Raw genomic sequence first — 15098 nt, 5'->3', positions numbered from 1 at the left:
GGTTGGGGTTGGGGTTAGCCGGCTCGGCGGGTTGGGCGGCGGGCCAGGTAGCGGAGGAGGTCGCGGATGTGGTGCTTCTCCTCGGCTGGGACGGTGGGATCGGCCAGGCGATCGAGGATGGCCCGGACGTCGGCCTCGACCGGGCCGTCATCGCTGCGGCGCCGCGGCGCCGACCCCGCGTCCGGCAGCCCGAGCGCGCGGAACGCGGCAGCCACCGGCAGATCCAGTGCGGCGCAGAAGCCGCGCACCTTGGCCAACTCGGGGTAATCCTGCCAGTCACCGGCGAGCCAACGGAACACGGTGGAACGGCCCACGCCCGTGTGCGAGGCAAGATCGGTCACTGTCCATCCGCGCTCGTCGCGAGCGTCGTCGATGGCACGCCGGACGAAGCGGGCGAACGCCATCTGCGGTGACACGTCTGCGGAACCCATCCGGTATGTCTTTCCCTCCCGGCCGAGCACTGGGAAGATGCGCCTTCCGAGCGTAGTACGCCCGGGACCGGAAACCACTGACTGACCGCACAAACTGTCCCACCGATGAGACTCCGCGTCGGGCAGTATTCGTGCCGGCACCCAGCGATCATCGTCGCTCTTCCACTAAGCTCGGTGCCCGTCCCGGCACGGCGCATGCGCGCGTGCCGCCGATCGCCCGGACCACCGCCGAGGAGCACCATGGCCGAATCGAGCCGTCCGCTGCCGTACCAGCCCGGTGCGGTGAGCCTCTTCTTCGTCGCCAAGGCCGGCGTCTTCGCCGCCGGGTTCTGGATCTGGCTGCTGGTCCTGGTGCTCCGCACCAACGCGGCGACCGGTCTCGACGTGCTGGCCGCGACCGGCGCGATCACCACCACGCTGGCCGCGGTGGTGCTGGGTGCCCGGATGGCGCTGCAACGCAACGCCGCCATCCGGCACGCCGAGACGAAGAAGCTGCTCGTCGACATCTCCTGGAACGCGTTCACGGCCGCCGGCAACGCCGAGAGTTCGGGAAAGGTGGTGCCCTTCCCGAGCAGCGCCGGTGAGGACGACCGCTCGGCCCTGCGCCACAGCGGGGACCGGGTGTCGGTCTTCGACCGCTCCGGTGGGCGAGATCGCGGCAACGGCGACCGCCGACGCTGAGACCGGGTCAACGGCGACCGCCGACGCTGAGATCGCGGCAACGGCGGTCGCCGACGCTGAGACCGGACCGGCGGCGACCGCAGGCGCCGGCGCGGCGGTGACTGTGTCGGCGTACCGCCGGTCAGGCGTCGGGTCCCCTAGACGGCGGGCGGTTCGTCGGCGGCGAGCAGGGTCTCCAGCCGGGGTGTGACCCGCCACTGGTCGACGAGTTCGCGGTACTCCGCCGCTCGGGGGTCGCCGCTGCCGCTACGACGGGCTCGGATCAGCAGGTTGCGGGGCGTGTGCTGGGAGTCGACGAACTCGACCACCTCGGCCCGGTACCCGTGCACCCGCAACAGCCCCGCGCGCAGCGCATCGGTGAGCACGTCGGCGAAGCGTTCGCGCAGGATGCCCTGCCGGGTCAGCAGCTCGTACGGTGCGGGGGTCGGCTGGGCGCGTAGCTGCTTGGCCAGGTCGTGGTGACAGCACGGCGCGGCGAGCACCCAGCGGGCCTCCCAGCGCACCGCGCGGGCCAGCGCCTCGTCGGTGGCGGTGTCGCAGGCGTGCAGCGCCAGCACCAGATCCGGGGCGGGGTCGACAACCGCCTCGGCGATCGTGCCCGCGACGAAGCTGACCTTGTCGGCCCAGCCCAGTCGTTGCGCCAGCTCGGTGTTACGTCGTCGCTGGTCCTCCCGGACGTCCACGCCGATCAGCTCGACGTCGAGACCACGGTTGGCGAGGTAGCGGTACGCGGCGAAGGTCAGGTAGGCGTTGCCACAGCCCAGATCGACCACCCGCAGCGGGCCGGTCAGATCGGCGGGCAGGGTCGCGGCCAGGGCGCGCAGGAACGCGTCGACCTGGCGGCGCTTGGCCGCCGAGCCGCCGATCTCCGCGAAGATCGGGTCGCCCGGGTCGAGCAGGTACTCCTTGGCCCGGTCGTTGCCACTCGGCGTCGCCGCCGGTCGCGTCGCCGCGGCCCGGTGCACCTGCGCCTCACCGGACTTGGTCACCCGCAGTTGGAGGGTCGCGTCGGCCGTCTCCACGTGCCAGTTGCCGAAGGGCTCGGCCAGGAGTTCGTCGACCGCTACGGCGGCCTCGGGACCGGGGGCGACGTTGCGGGTGTGCGGGCGCGCGCCGTCGGACGTGGCGATCTGCAACCGCGGGCCGGCCTTGAGCGTCACCGGACGCAGTTCGGCCCGCACGACAGTGGGTCGGTGTCCCCGACGGCGCCCGGCGGCCACCGCACGGGTCAGCGCGGGGTCGAGCAGCAGTGCACGAACCTCGGTCAGGGCGGCATCCAGTGGTTCCGGCATCGTTCCATCTTCGGCAGGTGGGGTGGGAAGGCGACATCCCCCGTACCGCGCTGAGGCGGTGCCGGGGGATGTCGGGTGAATCTCGCTGCGTCAGTCCGCGGTCGCCTCGGCCGGCGTACCCGCGCCGGAACCGCCACCACGGCGGCGCCGGCGGCGGCGCGGCTTCGATGCCTCGCCCTCGACGGCGGCGGCGGCCGGCTCTGCCGGTGCCGCCTCGGCCGAGATCACCGCGGTCGGCTCGCCCGCAACCGTCTCGCCTGCACGGCGGCGACGCCGGCGACGCGGGGTGCGACCGGCTTCGTCGCCGGCGGTGTCAGTGGGTGCCTCGGCAGCCGGCGTGCCGGCGTCGGTGCGGTCCCGGCGGCCGTCGCCGCGGCCACGGCGCTCACCCCGGCCGTCGCCGCGGCTCTCACCGCGTCGCGGGCCCCGGCCGCCGCTGTCGCCCCGGCGGGAGCGGGTCGTCCCACCCAGGTCCTCTTCGATCTCGGCGGACAGCCCGGCCCGGGTGCGCTCGGCAGTGGGCAGAGTGCCGCTGACCTCGGTGGAGATGTGCAGGTCGGTGTAGAGGTGCGGCGACGTGTGGTACGTCTCCGGCGGCTCGGGCATCTCCAGACCGAGGGTCTTGTCGATGATCCGCCAGCGGGGCATGTCGTCCCAGTCGACGAAGGTCACCGCGACGCCGGTCGCCCCGGCCCGGCCGGTACGGCCGATGCGGTGGGTGTAGGTGTCCTGGTCTTCCGGGCAGTCGTAGTTGATCACGTGGGTGACGCCTGTGACGTCGAGTCCACGGGCCGCCACGTCGGTGGCGACCAGGATGTCGATCTTGCCGGCGCGGAACGCCCGCAGCGCCCGCTCACGGGCGCCCTGGCCGAGGTCACCGTGCACCGCGGCGACGGCGAACCCGCGGAAGTCGAGATCCTCGGCGACCCGGTCGGCGGCCCGCTTGGTGCGGGTGAAGATCATGGTCAGCCCGCGCCCCTCGGCCTGGAGGATGCGCGCCACCACCTCGACCTTGTTCATCGAGTGGGTGCGGTAGACCAGCTGCTGGGTCTGCGGCGACGGCCCGGTCTCGGCGGTGTGCCCGGCGTGGATCGTCATCGGCTGGCGCAGGAACCGCCGGGACAGGGTGACGATCGGGTCCGGCATGGTCGCCGAGAACAGCATCGTCTGCCGGTCCTCCGGAAGCATCGCCAGGATCTTCTCGACGTCGTCGAGGAAGCCCAGGTCGAGCATCCGGTCTGCCTCGTCGAGGACGAGCGCGTGCACCCGGTCCAGGCGGAGGTGCTTCTGCTTCTGCAGGTCCATCAGTCGGCCCGGGGTGCCGACCAGGATCTCGACGCCCTTGCGCAGCGCGTCGATCTGCGGCTCGTACGCCACGCCACCGTAGATCGGCAGCACCCGGACGCCGCGCGTCCGGCCGGCGGCGGCCAGATCCTTGGCGACCTGGATGCCCAGCTCACGGGTGGGGACGACGACCAGCGCCTGGGGGACGCCGTCGCTGCCCTCGCTCGGTGCGAAGACCCGCTCCAGCAGCGGTACGCCGAAGCCGAGGGTCTTGCCGGTGCCGGTGGGTGCCTGGCCGATCAGGTCGACGCCGCGCAGCGCGATCGGGATCGCGTACTCCTGGATGGCGAACGCGCGGGTGATGCCGGCGGCGGCCAGCGCCTCGACGGTTTCCTCGCGGGCGCCGAGGGCCGCGAAGGTGGGAGCCTCGGGTCGGACCGGGGCGGTGGGGGCCAGTTCCTGGCCGTCCATCAGATCTTGAGTCAGCTCGCTCATGTGGATGTGGGGGTGCCCTCTCGTGGGTGCGCCCCGTCTCGTCCTCAGGGCGCGTTCGGTATGACGCGGGCCACACGGTCGGCGGCAGAATGCCGAGCCGGACCGGGCCGCACGCGCGCCGCGGGCTGAGCTTCGATCAGATCGGCGCCCACGGCAACTGCTCTATGCTACCTGAACAGGCAAGCTCACGTCCCGATTCCCGGTCGGCCAGCCGCCACGCGGGGCGGTCGAATGTGACCTGCACCACACTTGCTCGGGTGCTCGTTCGTGCCCCGCACGGGCCACCCGGCGCCGGCCCCGCACGGTAGCCTGCGCTCGTGTCCGCGCCGACCACCCCCGGTCCCGCCGTCGCCGACCTGCTGGGCCTGGTCGCCTTCGGTGAGCTGCTCGCCTTCGAACGCATGGCCGGCGACGCGCGACTCGCCCCCGACCTGCATCGACGCGCCGCGCTGAGCCAGATGGCCGCGGCCGAGATCGGCAACTACCGCCGGCTCGCCGACCGGCTCACCGCGCTGGGTGCGCCGCCGGAGGAGGCGATGACGCCGTACGTGCGGCCGTTGCAGGCGTACCACGACTCCACCGAGCCGCGGGACTGGGCGGAGGTGGTCACCAAGGCGTACGTGGGGGACGCGATCACCGACGACTTCCTCCGGGAGATCGCCGACGCGCTGGACGAGCCCGACCGGGCGCTGGTGCTGGACGTGCTGCACGACTCCCGGTACGCGGAGTTCGCCGTCGCCGAGATCCGGGTGGCCGTCGCCGCCGATCCCCGGGTTGCCGGTCGGCTCTCCATGTGGGCCCGGCGGCTGGTCGGCGAGGCGTTGTCGCAGGCCGGCCACGTCGCCGCCGAACGGGCCGCACTCACCGCGCTGATCGCGCGGGGCGACCGGGTCGACGTGCCGGGATTGTTCTCCAGGCTCACCGACGCCCACACCGCGCGGATGGCGGTCGCCGGACTGAACAACTGACCGTCACCCGTCGGGTGCGGCACCGGCCCGCGGCAGGTGGCCTGCAAACGCCGACCTGCCGCGACGGCCGGACCGGTCAGCGAACGGTGAAACCGACCGCTCGCGGGGACGCCTCGGCGATCTCGACGTAGGCGACCTTCTCGACCGGAACGATGACCCGCCGGCCCTTCTCGTCGGTCAGGGAGAGCGTGCCGCCGTTGCCGGCGAAGGCGTCGGTCACGATCTGCTCGATCTCGGCCGGCGACTGCGCGCTGTCCAGAACCAGCTCGCGCGGCGCGTACTGCACGCCGATCTTGACCTCCACTGTGCCTCCTCAACTGGGGCGATAACCGCCCTGCGAAGGCTATCCGATCACGGGGTCGACGGTCAGGCTGACTCACCTTGCAGCGGGAAGCTCGCGATGCCCCGCCAGGACAACGCCGCCACCAGAGCCTCGGCCTCCGCCTTCGGCACCTGCCGGCCACCGGCCAGCCAGAACTGCGCGGCGGTCTCCGCCGCGCCGACCAGCCCGGAGGCGAGCAGCTCGGCGTGCGACCGGCTCACGCCGGTGTCGGAGATGATGGTGTCGGTGATCGCCGCGATGCAGCCCTGCTCGACCCGCTCCACCCGCTGCCGCACCGCCGGGTCGTTGCGCAGGTCCGATTCGAAGACGAGGCGGAACGCCTCGCTCTCGTGATCGACGAAGTCGAAGTACGCGCGCACCGACGCGCTGACCCGCTCCTTGTTGTCGCTGGTGCCGCGCATCGCCTCGTGCACCTGAGCGACGATGGCGTCACAGTGCGTGTCCAACAGGGCCAGGTAGAGGTCCATCTTTCCCGGGAAGTGTTGGTAGAGCACCGGCTTGGAAACCCCGGCCCGCTCGGCGATGTCGTCCATCGCCGCGGCGTGGTAGCCCTGGGCGACGAATACCTCCTGCGCCGCCGCGAGCAGCTGCTTACGGCGCGCGGAGCGGGGCAGGCGGGTGGGCCTGCCAGCGGTTTGTGCGCCGTTCCCCACAGCGGTCATGGGATCCTCCGAGTTCTCCGTACGGGCCGGCATTTTCCCCCCAGACCGGGGCGGCCCTCGACCGCGTCGTGGAAATGGCCCGCCGCTGTAACTTATCGCCACTCTCCCCACACGGTAGCCTCAGCGAGGGCGACCAAGGAGCGCGCGGTGAGTGAAACAGGGCAACCCGGAGCCGCCACCCCGGGAGAGCACGGTGACGGAACGGGTCAGCACGACGACCCGGGCCGCTCCGGCAGCGGGTGGGCGCCCTCGACGGGCGGGTGGTCCCCGTCTGCCGAGCGCGAGGCGGCCGGGGAGCAGGCACCACCGTGGCAGCGGCCCCCCGCGTCCGGTTGGCGTGCCTCCTCCACGAGGCACGGCGACCTGCCGGCGCCTCTGCCCGGGCTGACCGGTGACCCCGAGCGCCCCGCCCGGGTCAACGGTCACCACACCAACGGTGTCCACCACGACGAGGCCGAGATCGACAGCGACAGCAGCGGCGACAGCGAGACCAACGGCGCCCGCCACGGCGATGCGGAGATCAACGGCGTCGCGCACCTCGGCGGCGGGGCCCCATCGGGCCGCCAGACACCGGTGAGCGCGCCGCCCGGGCGGGCCGCCGACGACCGGCCCGACGTGGGCGGAGGCCGGCTGGTGGTGCCCGCCCAGCGTCCCGCGCCGGTCGGGGAGCAGGGAACGGCAGAGGCCGACACCGGCCCGGCCCGGCACTCCACCACCGACCCTGCCGCGCCGCGCGGCGTCCGCTGGGCCGACCCCGGTCTGCCCAGCACGGCGCCGGCCTCCATCCAGGTGCCGCCCGTCGGCACGGCCGCCTCGGGTTTCGAGGTGCCGCCCGGTCTGCGCGCGCCCACCGGCGAACGGCCCGCCGTCGACGATCAACCTGCCGTTCCGCGTGGTTGGCAGGCCCCGCCCCCGGCCGAGGCGTCGGCCGAGTCGGGGCGTGCCTCCGGGCGCGGCGACGACGCGGAACCGGAGCGCCCCAGCGGGGACACGCACCGGGCGGGTGAGTCGCCCTCCATCGAGCCGGACTGGTCCGGGCCCAGCTGGAACCGCCCGAGCTGGGGCAGTGGGTGGGCACCGCCCTGGTCCCGCCAGGACGGCGAGTCGGCCGGCCGACCGGCGCGGGACGAGTCCGCGCCGGGCTGGGTCGCCGAGCCCCACCAGCCGTACGAGCCGGTGCGCGCGGAGCCGACCCGGCCATACGAGCCGGGGCCGGCCGAGCCGCCCCGCGCGTACGACGTCACCCGGGACGCGCCCCGGGCCGAGGCGGACGCCGACCCCGGCACGCCCACGCGCCCGTCCTGGGCGGGTGAGCGGCCGGCCCCGATTCCGACCACCGTGCCGCCGGCCGTCTCCCGGCCCGAGCCGACCGAGCGGCCCTCCTGGGCCGGTGGGCCGGCGCCCGAGCCGACCAGCGGGCTTCCCGCCGACCGTCCGTCCTGGGCCGCGCCGGCCCCGGTCAGCGCGGCGGCCGACCCGTCGCCTCGCGCGGCCGGCACCGACCCCACCCCGACCAGCGGCCCTCCCGTGCCCCCGCGCACCGCGTCGCCCGCCGTCGACCGCCCGTCCTGGTCCGGTGGCCCCGCTCCCACGAGTGGGCCGCCGGCCGTCGAGCGTCCGTCGTGGGCCGGGGGGTCCGCATCGGGCGACGCCGTCCGTACCGAGCCGACCAGTGGTCCGCCGGCCGTTGACCGTCCCTCCTGGGCTGGGGGGTCCGCCCCCACGAGTGGCCCGCCGGCCGTCGAGCGTCCATCGTGGGCCGGGGGGTCCGCGTCGGGCGGTGCCGCCGCCCGTGCCGAGCCGACGAGTGGCCCGCCGGCCGCTGACCACGCCTCCTGGGCCGGCGGTTCGGACCCGACGCCGGCCAGTGCCCCGCCGTCGCGCCCGTCCTGGGCCGGCCCCGCATCGCCGCTCCCACCGCCGCCGCCCCGCCCCTCCTGGGCCGGCGGCCCGGACCCGACGCCGACAAGCGTCCCGCCGTCGCGCCCGTCCTGGGCCGGCGATCCGACGCCCGTCGGCGCACCGGCGAGCACGCGCCCGTCCTGGGCGGGCCCGGCGCCCGTCGATCCGCCCGTGCCGGCCGATCCGCCGCCGGCGCCCGCCGGCCCGCCGCCGACGGTGACCGACGCGCCGCCACCTGCGGCACCGGTCCGTCCGGTGACCGAGCGGCCCTCCTGGGCCGGTGGATCGCCGACACCCGTGGCGGCCGAGCGACCCGACTGGTCCGAGGGACGCATCCCGGCAACTCCGGCCGAGCGTCCCTCCTGGCCGGCCACCCGGCCGGCGGCCGCTCCCCGGGCGAGCGACGCGGGCGAGTCGACGGGCCCGGTCCGGCCGACCGGGCCGTTCCGACTCCGACCGGCGACCCCCGAGCCGCCCGCGCCGTCGCCCGCCGAGCCGGCCGCTGCCGCCCCGCCGGCGACCGGTCCTTCCCTCGCCGGCCCCCCGCCCTCGGCCGGTGCCGGTCCGGCCTCCGCCACCGGCGGCCCCGGACGTCACGACCGGCCGTCACCCGCGTCCGCCCCTCCCTACGCGGCTCGCCGATCCGCCCCCGACCCGGCGTCGCCGGTCGAGCCCGCCGACGGCGGGCGACGGCCCGACACGTCGGCGGTGCTGCCGCAGCGCGTCCCCGCGGAACCGGACGTGCCCGTTGTGCCGGAGCCGCCAGCCGTGGAGCCACCCGCCGAAACCCCCGAACTCGCTCGCATCGCCACCCACCTGCGCCGCGACGACGAGCCCGCTCCGTTGCGGGAACGTCCCGAGGGGTTCGACGTCAACGCCATCCTGGACGCGGTGCGGGAGGTGGCCGGCGTTCGGGACGCCGCCCTGCGTCGTACGCCGGCCGGCGCGCACAGCCTCCGACTGGACCTGGCCGACGGTGCGGATCCGGCCGAGGTGAGTCGACAGGTGGCCCGGCTGCTCCAGGAACGGATGGGGCTGGCCGCCGCCCCGCAGAACGTGCCCGGCCTGCCCACCACGCCAGCCCCGCCGGTCCGCCGTCGCGCAGCCGAGCCGCGGCCGGCCGAGTCGCGCGCCACCGATCGACGAGCTGCCGAGCCGCGTCCCGTCGAACCGCGATCTGTCGAGGCACGGCCCGCCGAGCCGCGCGACACCGGCGCGGAACCCCGTACCGCCGAGACGTCCTCGGTCGCTCGGTCCTCGGGTGGTCGGGCCGAGGCCACGCCGACGGGCCCGGAGCAGTGGGTCGGGCCGGACGCCGCGCGTCGACGGCGGGCGGGCGCCCCGCACCGGGGCCGCGCCACGGTCGAGGAACCCGGATCGGTCTCGGCCGCGCCCACCGGCGGAGCCACCGGCAGCCCGGCGACGGTCGGTACGTCGTACTCCGGCGGTCAGGTGACCACGACGGAGTCGGCGCCCTCCCGGCCTCTGGACACCGGCGGCGTGCCGGGGCCACGCGTGGTGATCGACCACGTGCAGGTCAGCACCTTCGGTCTGGACGCCAACGTGGAGGTGCGGCTGCTGGCCGGCGACGACAGCGCGGCCGGGTACGCGACCGGGCCGGCGGTGGACGGTTACGTGCTGCGTCTCTGCGCGGTGGCCGCGGCCGCCGCCGTGGACGAGTTGCTGCGCGGGGCCGAGAACGCCGAGCGTGGCCGCTGCTTCGTCGAGCACGCGGCGGTGGTGCCGTTCGGCAACTGCGAGGTGGCCACGGTGGTGGTGCTGCTGGTCTGCGAGGGCTGGGTCGAGCAGCTCGCCGGTTCGGCGCTGGTGGCCGGCGATCCGCGCCAGGCGGTGGTCCGGGCGACGCTGGCGGCGGTCAACCGTCGGCTGGAGGCGCTGCTGTCCTGAGTGGTCCGAGGCAGACTGGGAGGATGAAGCGCGCCTCCCTCTGGCCGGACCATCTCCTCCCCGAGGTGGGTGTACCGCCGCCGTGGCCGGGCCGGGAGGTCCGCCTCGACGGCGTCGCCACCTATGTGCGGGACACTCCGGCGACGACCGTCGACGCGGAACCGGCGTTGTACGTGCACGGGCTGGGCGGCTCGTCGCAGAACTGGACCGACCTGGCCGGGCTGCTCGCCGACCGGCTGGACGGCCAGGCCATCGACCTGCCCGGGTTCGGCCGCAGCGAGCCGGGCCGGCGGTACACGATTTCGGCTTTCGCCGACCTGGTCATCCGGTGGATCGAGCACTCCGGTCGGGGGCCGGTGCACCTGTTCGGCAACTCGCTGGGCGGCGCGGTCTCGGTCCAGGTGGCGGGGCTTCGGCCGGACCTGGTGCGCACCCTCACCCTGATCTCTCCGGCGTTGCCGTTTCTGGACTTCCGGCGGTCGTTGCAGGGCCGGATGTTGCCGGTGCTGGCCATTCCCGGCGGTGAGCGCCTGGTCGCCCGGCATCTCACCCAGCTCGCGCCCGAGGTGATGGCCGAGCAGGTGCTCCAGGCGTGCGTCGCCGACCTCAGCCGGATCTGCGATCAGCGCCGGGCCGAGGCGTTGGAGGAGATCCGGGTGCGGTACGAGGCGGCGCACTATGCGGCCGCGTACGTCCGGACGTTCCGGGGGCTGGTCTCGTCCTTCCTGCGGGCGTACCTGCCGGGGGCGGGCTCGCTGTGGCGGCTCGCCGGGGCGGTGCGCGCGCCGACGCTTGTGGTGGGCGGCCGGCAGGACAGGCTGGTCGACGTTCGCGTCGCACCCCAGACCGCCCGGGTCATTCCGGACAGCCGCCTGCTGATGCTCGACGGCGTCGGTCACGTGGCGCAGCTGGAGGTTCCCCGGCTGGTCGCCCGGGCGGTGGTCGGCCTGCTCGCCGAAACGGAGGACGCCGCCCGGCCGTCCGATCTGGCAGGCTGACCGGGATGTTCAGGTCCGCTCGTCGCCGCCGTCGCCTCGCACTGATCGCCCAGTTGGTGGCGTTGGTGCTGGCGGTCGGCGCGGCGGTGACCGTGATCGCCGAGGGTCCGGGCGTGCCACCGGATCGGCTGACCGCCGACGAGATCGGGCCGCCGCTGGTGGCCGGGCCGTTGCCGCCGTCGGCCTATCCGTCGCCGACCGCAACCGCAACCGCTGCGTCGCCGAGTCCGTCGCCGAGCCCGTCGCCCGTCCTGCGGATGCCCGGCGCGGTGCCGACCGCGGGCACCGGCCGGTTCGGCCACGACGACCGCACCGGCCCGGTGCTGGGCCGCTCGGGCGAGCTGCGCCGCTACCGGGTGGCTGTCGAGTCGGGCAGCAACGAGGACATCGCCGCGTTCGCTCAGGCCGTCGAGGTGGCGCTCGCCGGGCCGGGCAGCTGGGTCGACAGCGGCCGGCTGCGGTTGCAGCAGGTGCCGGGGACCGCTCCCCGGGACTTCACCGTCTACCTGGCGACCGCCCGAACGGCGGGCCGGATGTGTTCCGAGGGTGGCGTGGACATCCGGATCGGCGGGCGGCCGTACACCTCCTGCCGCGCGCCCGGCCAGGTGATCATCAACCTGGATCGGTGGCGGTTGTCGGTGCCGCACTTCGTGTCGGCGGGCGTGCCGTTGGCGGTCTACCGGACGTACGTGGTCAACCACGAGGTGGGTCACCAGCTCGGGCACCGGCACGAGCGTTGCCCGGGCGCGGGGCGTCCGGCGCCGGTGATGATGCAGCAGACGCTCTTTCTCAACGGGTGCCGGGTCAACCCGTGGCCGTACGTCGACGGTCGGCGTTACGCCGGCCCGGCTCTCTGACCCATCCGGTCCGCCACCCCCCAGAAGACCTATTGCGGCAATAGAAGCCAAAAGCGGAGAATTGCCCGAATAATCTGGCAGGCTGGACGCCATGACGCCGTCGTCCCCTTACGGCCCGCCCGAGCCGCCTGACCGGTCCGCGTACGAGGACGCGCGTCCCACGCTCGTGCGCATGCGCCGCCGCCGACGCCGCAGCCTGCTGCTCGGCCTGCTCGTGGCCGCCACCGCCACCGCCGTCGGTGTGACCGCGACGCGGGGCGACGAGCCGCCGGCCGACGTACCGCCCGCCCCGACCCAGGGGATGGGGCTGGGCGGCGGGGAGGTCCACCCGGTGCCCAGCGCCTACCCGTCGGTCGGCGCGGGACGGTTCACCGTCGCCGACGGGGGGACGTCAGTACACGGTACGGACGGACCGCTGCGCCGCTACCGGGTGGTTGTCGAACGGGGCAGCGGCCAGGACGCCGACGCGTTCGCCACGCGGGTGGACGAGGTGCTGGCCGACCCGCGCAGCTGGATCGCCTCCCGCGAGCTGCGGGTGCAGCGGGTGGCCGACGTCGACCAGGCCGACTTCACCATTTATCTCGCCACCCCGGTCACGTCCGAGCGGATGTGCGCCGAGGGCGGGTTGACCACCGAGCGCTACACCTCGTGCCGGCTGCCCGGTCAGGTCATCATCAACCTGGCCCGCTGGCAGGAGGCGGTGCCCGACTACGGGGCCCCGCTGGAGACATACCGCACGTACGTCATCAACCACGAGGTCGGCCACGAGTTCGGCGAGGAGCACGAGGCATGTCCCGGTCCGGGGGAGCCCGCTCCGGTGATGCAGCAGCAGACGTACGGGCTGAAGGGCTGCGTGGCCAACGCCTGGCCCTACCTCGACGGCCGTCGCTACGCCGGCGACATGGTCCCCTGACCGACCGGCGCGAGTTATTCCCCTCCCGCATCGCGGGCCACGTGTCCTCCCTCATGGCCGAGTGCGGCCCGGGCGAGCAACAATGGCGCGGTTCACACCGCCGATCCCGGGGAGTCCACCGTGTCGTTGCCCCCGCTCGTCGAGCCCGCCGCCGAGCTGACAGTTGACGAGATCCGCCGCTACTCGCGCCACCTGATCATCCCGGATGTCGGGGTGGCCGGGCAGAAGCGGCTGAAGAACGCCCGGGTGCTCTGTGTCGGCGCCGGTGGCCTCGGCTCGCCCGCCCTGCTGTACCTCGCCGCGGCGGGGGTCGGCACCCTCGGCATCATCGACTTCGACACCGTCGACGAGTCCAACCTTCAGCGCCAGGTCATCCACGGCGTGTCCGACGTCGGCCGGTCCAAGGCCGAGTCCGCCGCCGCGTCGATCCGCGAGATCAACCCGCTGGTCAACGTGGAGATCCACAACACCGCGTTGGACCGCGAGAACGTCCGCGAGATCTTCGCCCAGTACGACCTGATCGTCGACGGCACCGACAACTTCGCCACCCGGTACATGGTCAACGACGCGGCGGTGCTGCTCGGCAAGCCGTACGTCTGGGGCTCGATCTACCGCTTCGACGGCCAGGCGTCGGTGTTCTGGGCGGAGCACGGCCCCTGCTACCGGTGCCTCTACCCGGAGCCGCCGCCGCCCGGCATGGTCCCGTCCTGCGCCGAGGGAGGCGTGCTCGGCGTGCTCTGCGCGTCGATCGGCTCGATCCAGGTGAACGAGGCCATCAAGCTGCTCACCGGCATCGGTGAGCCGCTGGTCGGCCGCCTGATGGTCTACGACGCCCTGGAGATGGAGTATCGCAAGATCAAGGTCCGGAAGGACCCGAACTGCGTGCTCTGCGGCGAGAACCCGACCGTCACCGACCTGCTGGAAGACTACGAGGACTTCTGCGGCGCGGTCTCCGAGGAGGCCCAGGAGGCGACGCTCGACTCGACCATCACCGCCCTGGAGCTCAAGGAGTGGCAGGACGCCGGCAAGGACATCTTCCTCGTCGACGTGCGGGAGCCGGCCGAGTACGAGATCGTGCGGATCCCGGGGGCGACCCTGATCCCCAAGGGCGACATCATCTCCGGCGAGGCGCTGGCGAAGCTCCCGCAGGACAAGCAGATCGTCCTGCACTGCAAGTCGGGCGTCCGCTCGGCGGAGGCGCTCGCCGCGCTCAAGGCGGCCGGGTTCCGCGACGCCGTCCACGTGCAGGGCGGCGTGCTGTCGTGGATCAAGCAGATCGACCCGTCACTGCCCGCGTACTGACCGGCCCGCCGGGGCGACGCCACACAGCGCCGCCCCGGCGCCGGCCCGCTGTGGCGCCGTACGCAGCCCGCGGACGGTAAATCGACGCAAGTGGCTCCGCGTGGCGCTGCGACCGGAGCGACGCAGCCATTTCCAGCTGGCCGATTCCCCGAGGCGGGATCGTGTCTGCGCAGGTAGCGTCTCCGCCGTGGTCGACTTGGAAGCCGCGATCGGGTTCGTCGTGGCGCATGGGGACGCGGTGGAACGCGCCCGCCTCTCCTGGCTGCGCAACGGCACGCAGGTGCCGCCGGAGCTGTTGGAGGTGGCCGAGGTCGGTCAGTCGCCCGACGGGGGCTGGCCGGCGAGCTGGGGTGGCGAGGTCGCCTCGGTCGACGCCACCTGTTTCCGGCTCGCCGAGCTGGACGATCTGGGCGCGCTCGGCCGTCCCGCCGCCCGCCGGGCGCTGGACTGGTTGGCGTCCCGGCAGCAGGCGGACGGCGGCTGGGACGAGGACCTGTCGCTGACCGGCTCGGCCCCCGAGTGGGCCCGCCCCGGCGATCCGGAGGCCAAACTCTTCCTCACCGCCAACGCCGGCTTCTGGCTGACCGTCGCCGGCCTGGACGCCCGCGCCTCGGGTCCGCTCGATCACCGGGTCGGCGGGGCGTACGCCGGGGTGGTGCAGGCGGCGGCCCAGTCGATCGTCGCGCGGTTGCGCCCGGACGGGAGTTGGCCGTCGTTCCTCGCCGCCGGCTGGCTGAGTGCCGCCGTGCTGCACCGCCAGGAGATGTTCCAGGAGTCGGCGCGGATCCAGGTGGTGCTCGCCGAACGGATGCCCACGATGTCGCCGGGCGACGTGGCCTGGTTGGGGGCCACGCTGCGCCGGGTCGGCATCGACCTCCGCGACTGGATCATGGTGCGGGCCCTGCGGCGGCTCGCCGAGACCCAGCGCAGCGACGGTGGCTGGGAGAGCGACGACGGTCACCAGTTCGACGTGCACGCGACGCTGTCCGCGATCCGGGCCGCCCGGCCCGCGGCGGCCGGAGCCACCGCGCAGCCGGGCTGACACGGCCCTGGCTGAAACAG

General features: G+C 74.2%; 13 protein-coding genes. 8 read left to right on the top strand and 5 right to left on the bottom strand.

The genetic code is table 11. From position 1 onward, the window contains the following. Positions 1-14 precede the first annotated feature (14 nt). Positions 15-431, bottom strand: coding sequence for a helix-turn-helix domain-containing protein (locus tag ACLQ27_RS09990; RefSeq protein WP_357494581.1), 417 nt, complete (start codon positions 429-431; stop codon positions 15-17). Positions 432-671: 240 nt separating this feature from the next. Between ACLQ27_RS09990 and ACLQ27_RS09985 the strand changes: the two genes are divergently transcribed. After that, positions 672-1112, top strand: a complete 441-nt coding sequence (locus ACLQ27_RS09985; RefSeq protein ID WP_234591561.1) for a hypothetical protein — start codon at positions 672-674, stop codon at positions 1110-1112. A 137-nt stretch (positions 1113-1249) separates the two neighbouring features. On the opposite strand, the gene ACLQ27_RS09980 is transcribed toward ACLQ27_RS09985, so the two are convergent. After that, on the bottom strand, positions 1250-2404 hold the full coding sequence (locus ACLQ27_RS09980; RefSeq protein ID WP_357576015.1) for a class I SAM-dependent methyltransferase: 1155 nt from the start codon (positions 2402-2404) through the stop codon (positions 1250-1252). A gap of 90 nt (positions 2405-2494) precedes the next feature. After that, on the bottom strand, positions 2495-4183 hold the full coding sequence (locus tag ACLQ27_RS09975) for a DEAD/DEAH box helicase (RefSeq protein ID WP_357494577.1): 1689 nt from the start codon (positions 4181-4183) through the stop codon (positions 2495-2497). Positions 4184-4500: 317 nt separating this feature from the next. Here ACLQ27_RS09975 and ACLQ27_RS09970 point away from each other — a divergent pair, with 317 nt between their 5' ends. Beyond that, the gene (locus tag ACLQ27_RS09970; protein WP_425866433.1) at positions 4501-5151 is read left to right on the top strand and encodes a ferritin-like fold-containing protein; all 651 of its coding nucleotides are present in this window, start codon (positions 4501-4503) and stop codon (positions 5149-5151) included. A 76-nt stretch (positions 5152-5227) separates the two neighbouring features. On the opposite strand, the gene ACLQ27_RS09965 is transcribed toward ACLQ27_RS09970, so the two are convergent. Continuing rightward, the gene (locus ACLQ27_RS09965; RefSeq protein ID WP_030329796.1) at positions 5228-5455 is read right to left on the bottom strand and encodes a DUF3107 domain-containing protein; all 228 of its coding nucleotides are present in this window, start codon (positions 5453-5455) and stop codon (positions 5228-5230) included. Positions 5456-5517: 62 nt separating this feature from the next. Continuing rightward, positions 5518-6156 (bottom strand): TetR/AcrR family transcriptional regulator, encoded by a 639-nt coding sequence (locus ACLQ27_RS09960; protein WP_039909051.1) that lies wholly within the window; start codon positions 6154-6156, stop codon positions 5518-5520. Positions 6157-6303: 147 nt separating this feature from the next. Here ACLQ27_RS09960 and ACLQ27_RS09955 point away from each other — a divergent pair, with 147 nt between their 5' ends. The 6 genes from ACLQ27_RS09955 to ACLQ27_RS09930 all read left to right on the top strand — a co-directional run bounded on the left by ACLQ27_RS09955 (position 6304) and on the right by ACLQ27_RS09930 (position 15078). Then, a complete protein-coding gene (locus tag ACLQ27_RS09955) occupies positions 6304-9966 on the top strand; it encodes a hypothetical protein (protein ID WP_425866431.1) in 3663 nt (1220 codons plus the stop codon). 23 nt (positions 9967-9989) lie between these two features. Next, positions 9990-10964 (top strand): alpha/beta fold hydrolase, encoded by a 975-nt coding sequence (locus ACLQ27_RS09950; RefSeq protein WP_357494573.1) that lies wholly within the window; start codon positions 9990-9992, stop codon positions 10962-10964. A gap of 5 nt (positions 10965-10969) precedes the next feature. Continuing rightward, positions 10970-11821: a DUF3152 domain-containing protein gene (locus ACLQ27_RS09945; protein ID WP_357576018.1), complete on the top strand. Its 852-nt coding sequence runs from the start codon at positions 10970-10972 to the stop codon at positions 11819-11821. 91 nt (positions 11822-11912) lie between these two features. After that, positions 11913-12734: a DUF3152 domain-containing protein gene (locus ACLQ27_RS09940; protein ID WP_234590233.1), complete on the top strand. Its 822-nt coding sequence runs from the start codon at positions 11913-11915 to the stop codon at positions 12732-12734. A gap of 120 nt (positions 12735-12854) precedes the next feature. Next, complete coding sequence (moeZ, locus tag ACLQ27_RS09935; RefSeq protein ID WP_234590235.1) at positions 12855-14036, top strand: adenylyltransferase/sulfurtransferase MoeZ; 1182 nt, start codon at positions 12855-12857, stop codon at positions 14034-14036. Between the two features lie 136 nt (positions 14037-14172). Further along, positions 14173-15078 carry a prenyltransferase/squalene oxidase repeat-containing protein gene (locus ACLQ27_RS09930; protein WP_357494958.1) on the top strand — a complete coding sequence of 302 codons (906 nt, stop codon included), beginning with the start codon at positions 14173-14175 and terminating at the stop codon, positions 15076-15078. Positions 15079-15098 lie beyond the last annotated feature (20 nt).

Source organism: Micromonospora sp. DT63 (genome assembly GCF_049841615.1).
In the GTDB taxonomy this organism is placed as follows: Bacteria; Actinomycetota; Actinomycetes; order Mycobacteriales; family Micromonosporaceae; genus Micromonospora.
Note: the sequence above shows the minus strand (reverse complement) of the source record. Positions and strands in the feature narration are given on the sequence as shown.

Coding starts and splice junctions, on each gene's coding strand:
- ACLQ27_RS09980 (WP_357576015.1), bottom strand. CDS start 2,404: ATGCCGGAACCACTGGATGCCGCCCTGACCGAGGTTCGTGCACTGCTG.
- ACLQ27_RS09985 (WP_234591561.1), top strand. CDS start 672: ATGGCCGAATCGAGCCGTCCGCTGCCGTACCAGCCCGGTGCGGTGAGC.
- ACLQ27_RS09990 (WP_357494581.1), bottom strand. CDS start 431: ATGGGTTCCGCAGACGTGTCACCGCAGATGGCGTTCGCCCGCTTCGTC.
- ACLQ27_RS09975 (WP_357494577.1), bottom strand. CDS start 4,183: ATGAGCGAGCTGACTCAAGATCTGATGGACGGCCAGGAACTGGCCCCC.
- ACLQ27_RS09945 (WP_357576018.1), top strand. CDS start 10,970: ATGTTCAGGTCCGCTCGTCGCCGCCGTCGCCTCGCACTGATCGCCCAG.
- ACLQ27_RS09960 (WP_039909051.1), bottom strand. CDS start 6,156: ATGACCGCTGTGGGGAACGGCGCACAAACCGCTGGCAGGCCCACCCGC.
- ACLQ27_RS09950 (WP_357494573.1), top strand. CDS start 9,990: ATGAAGCGCGCCTCCCTCTGGCCGGACCATCTCCTCCCCGAGGTGGGT.
- ACLQ27_RS09940 (WP_234590233.1), top strand. CDS start 11,913: ATGACGCCGTCGTCCCCTTACGGCCCGCCCGAGCCGCCTGACCGGTCC.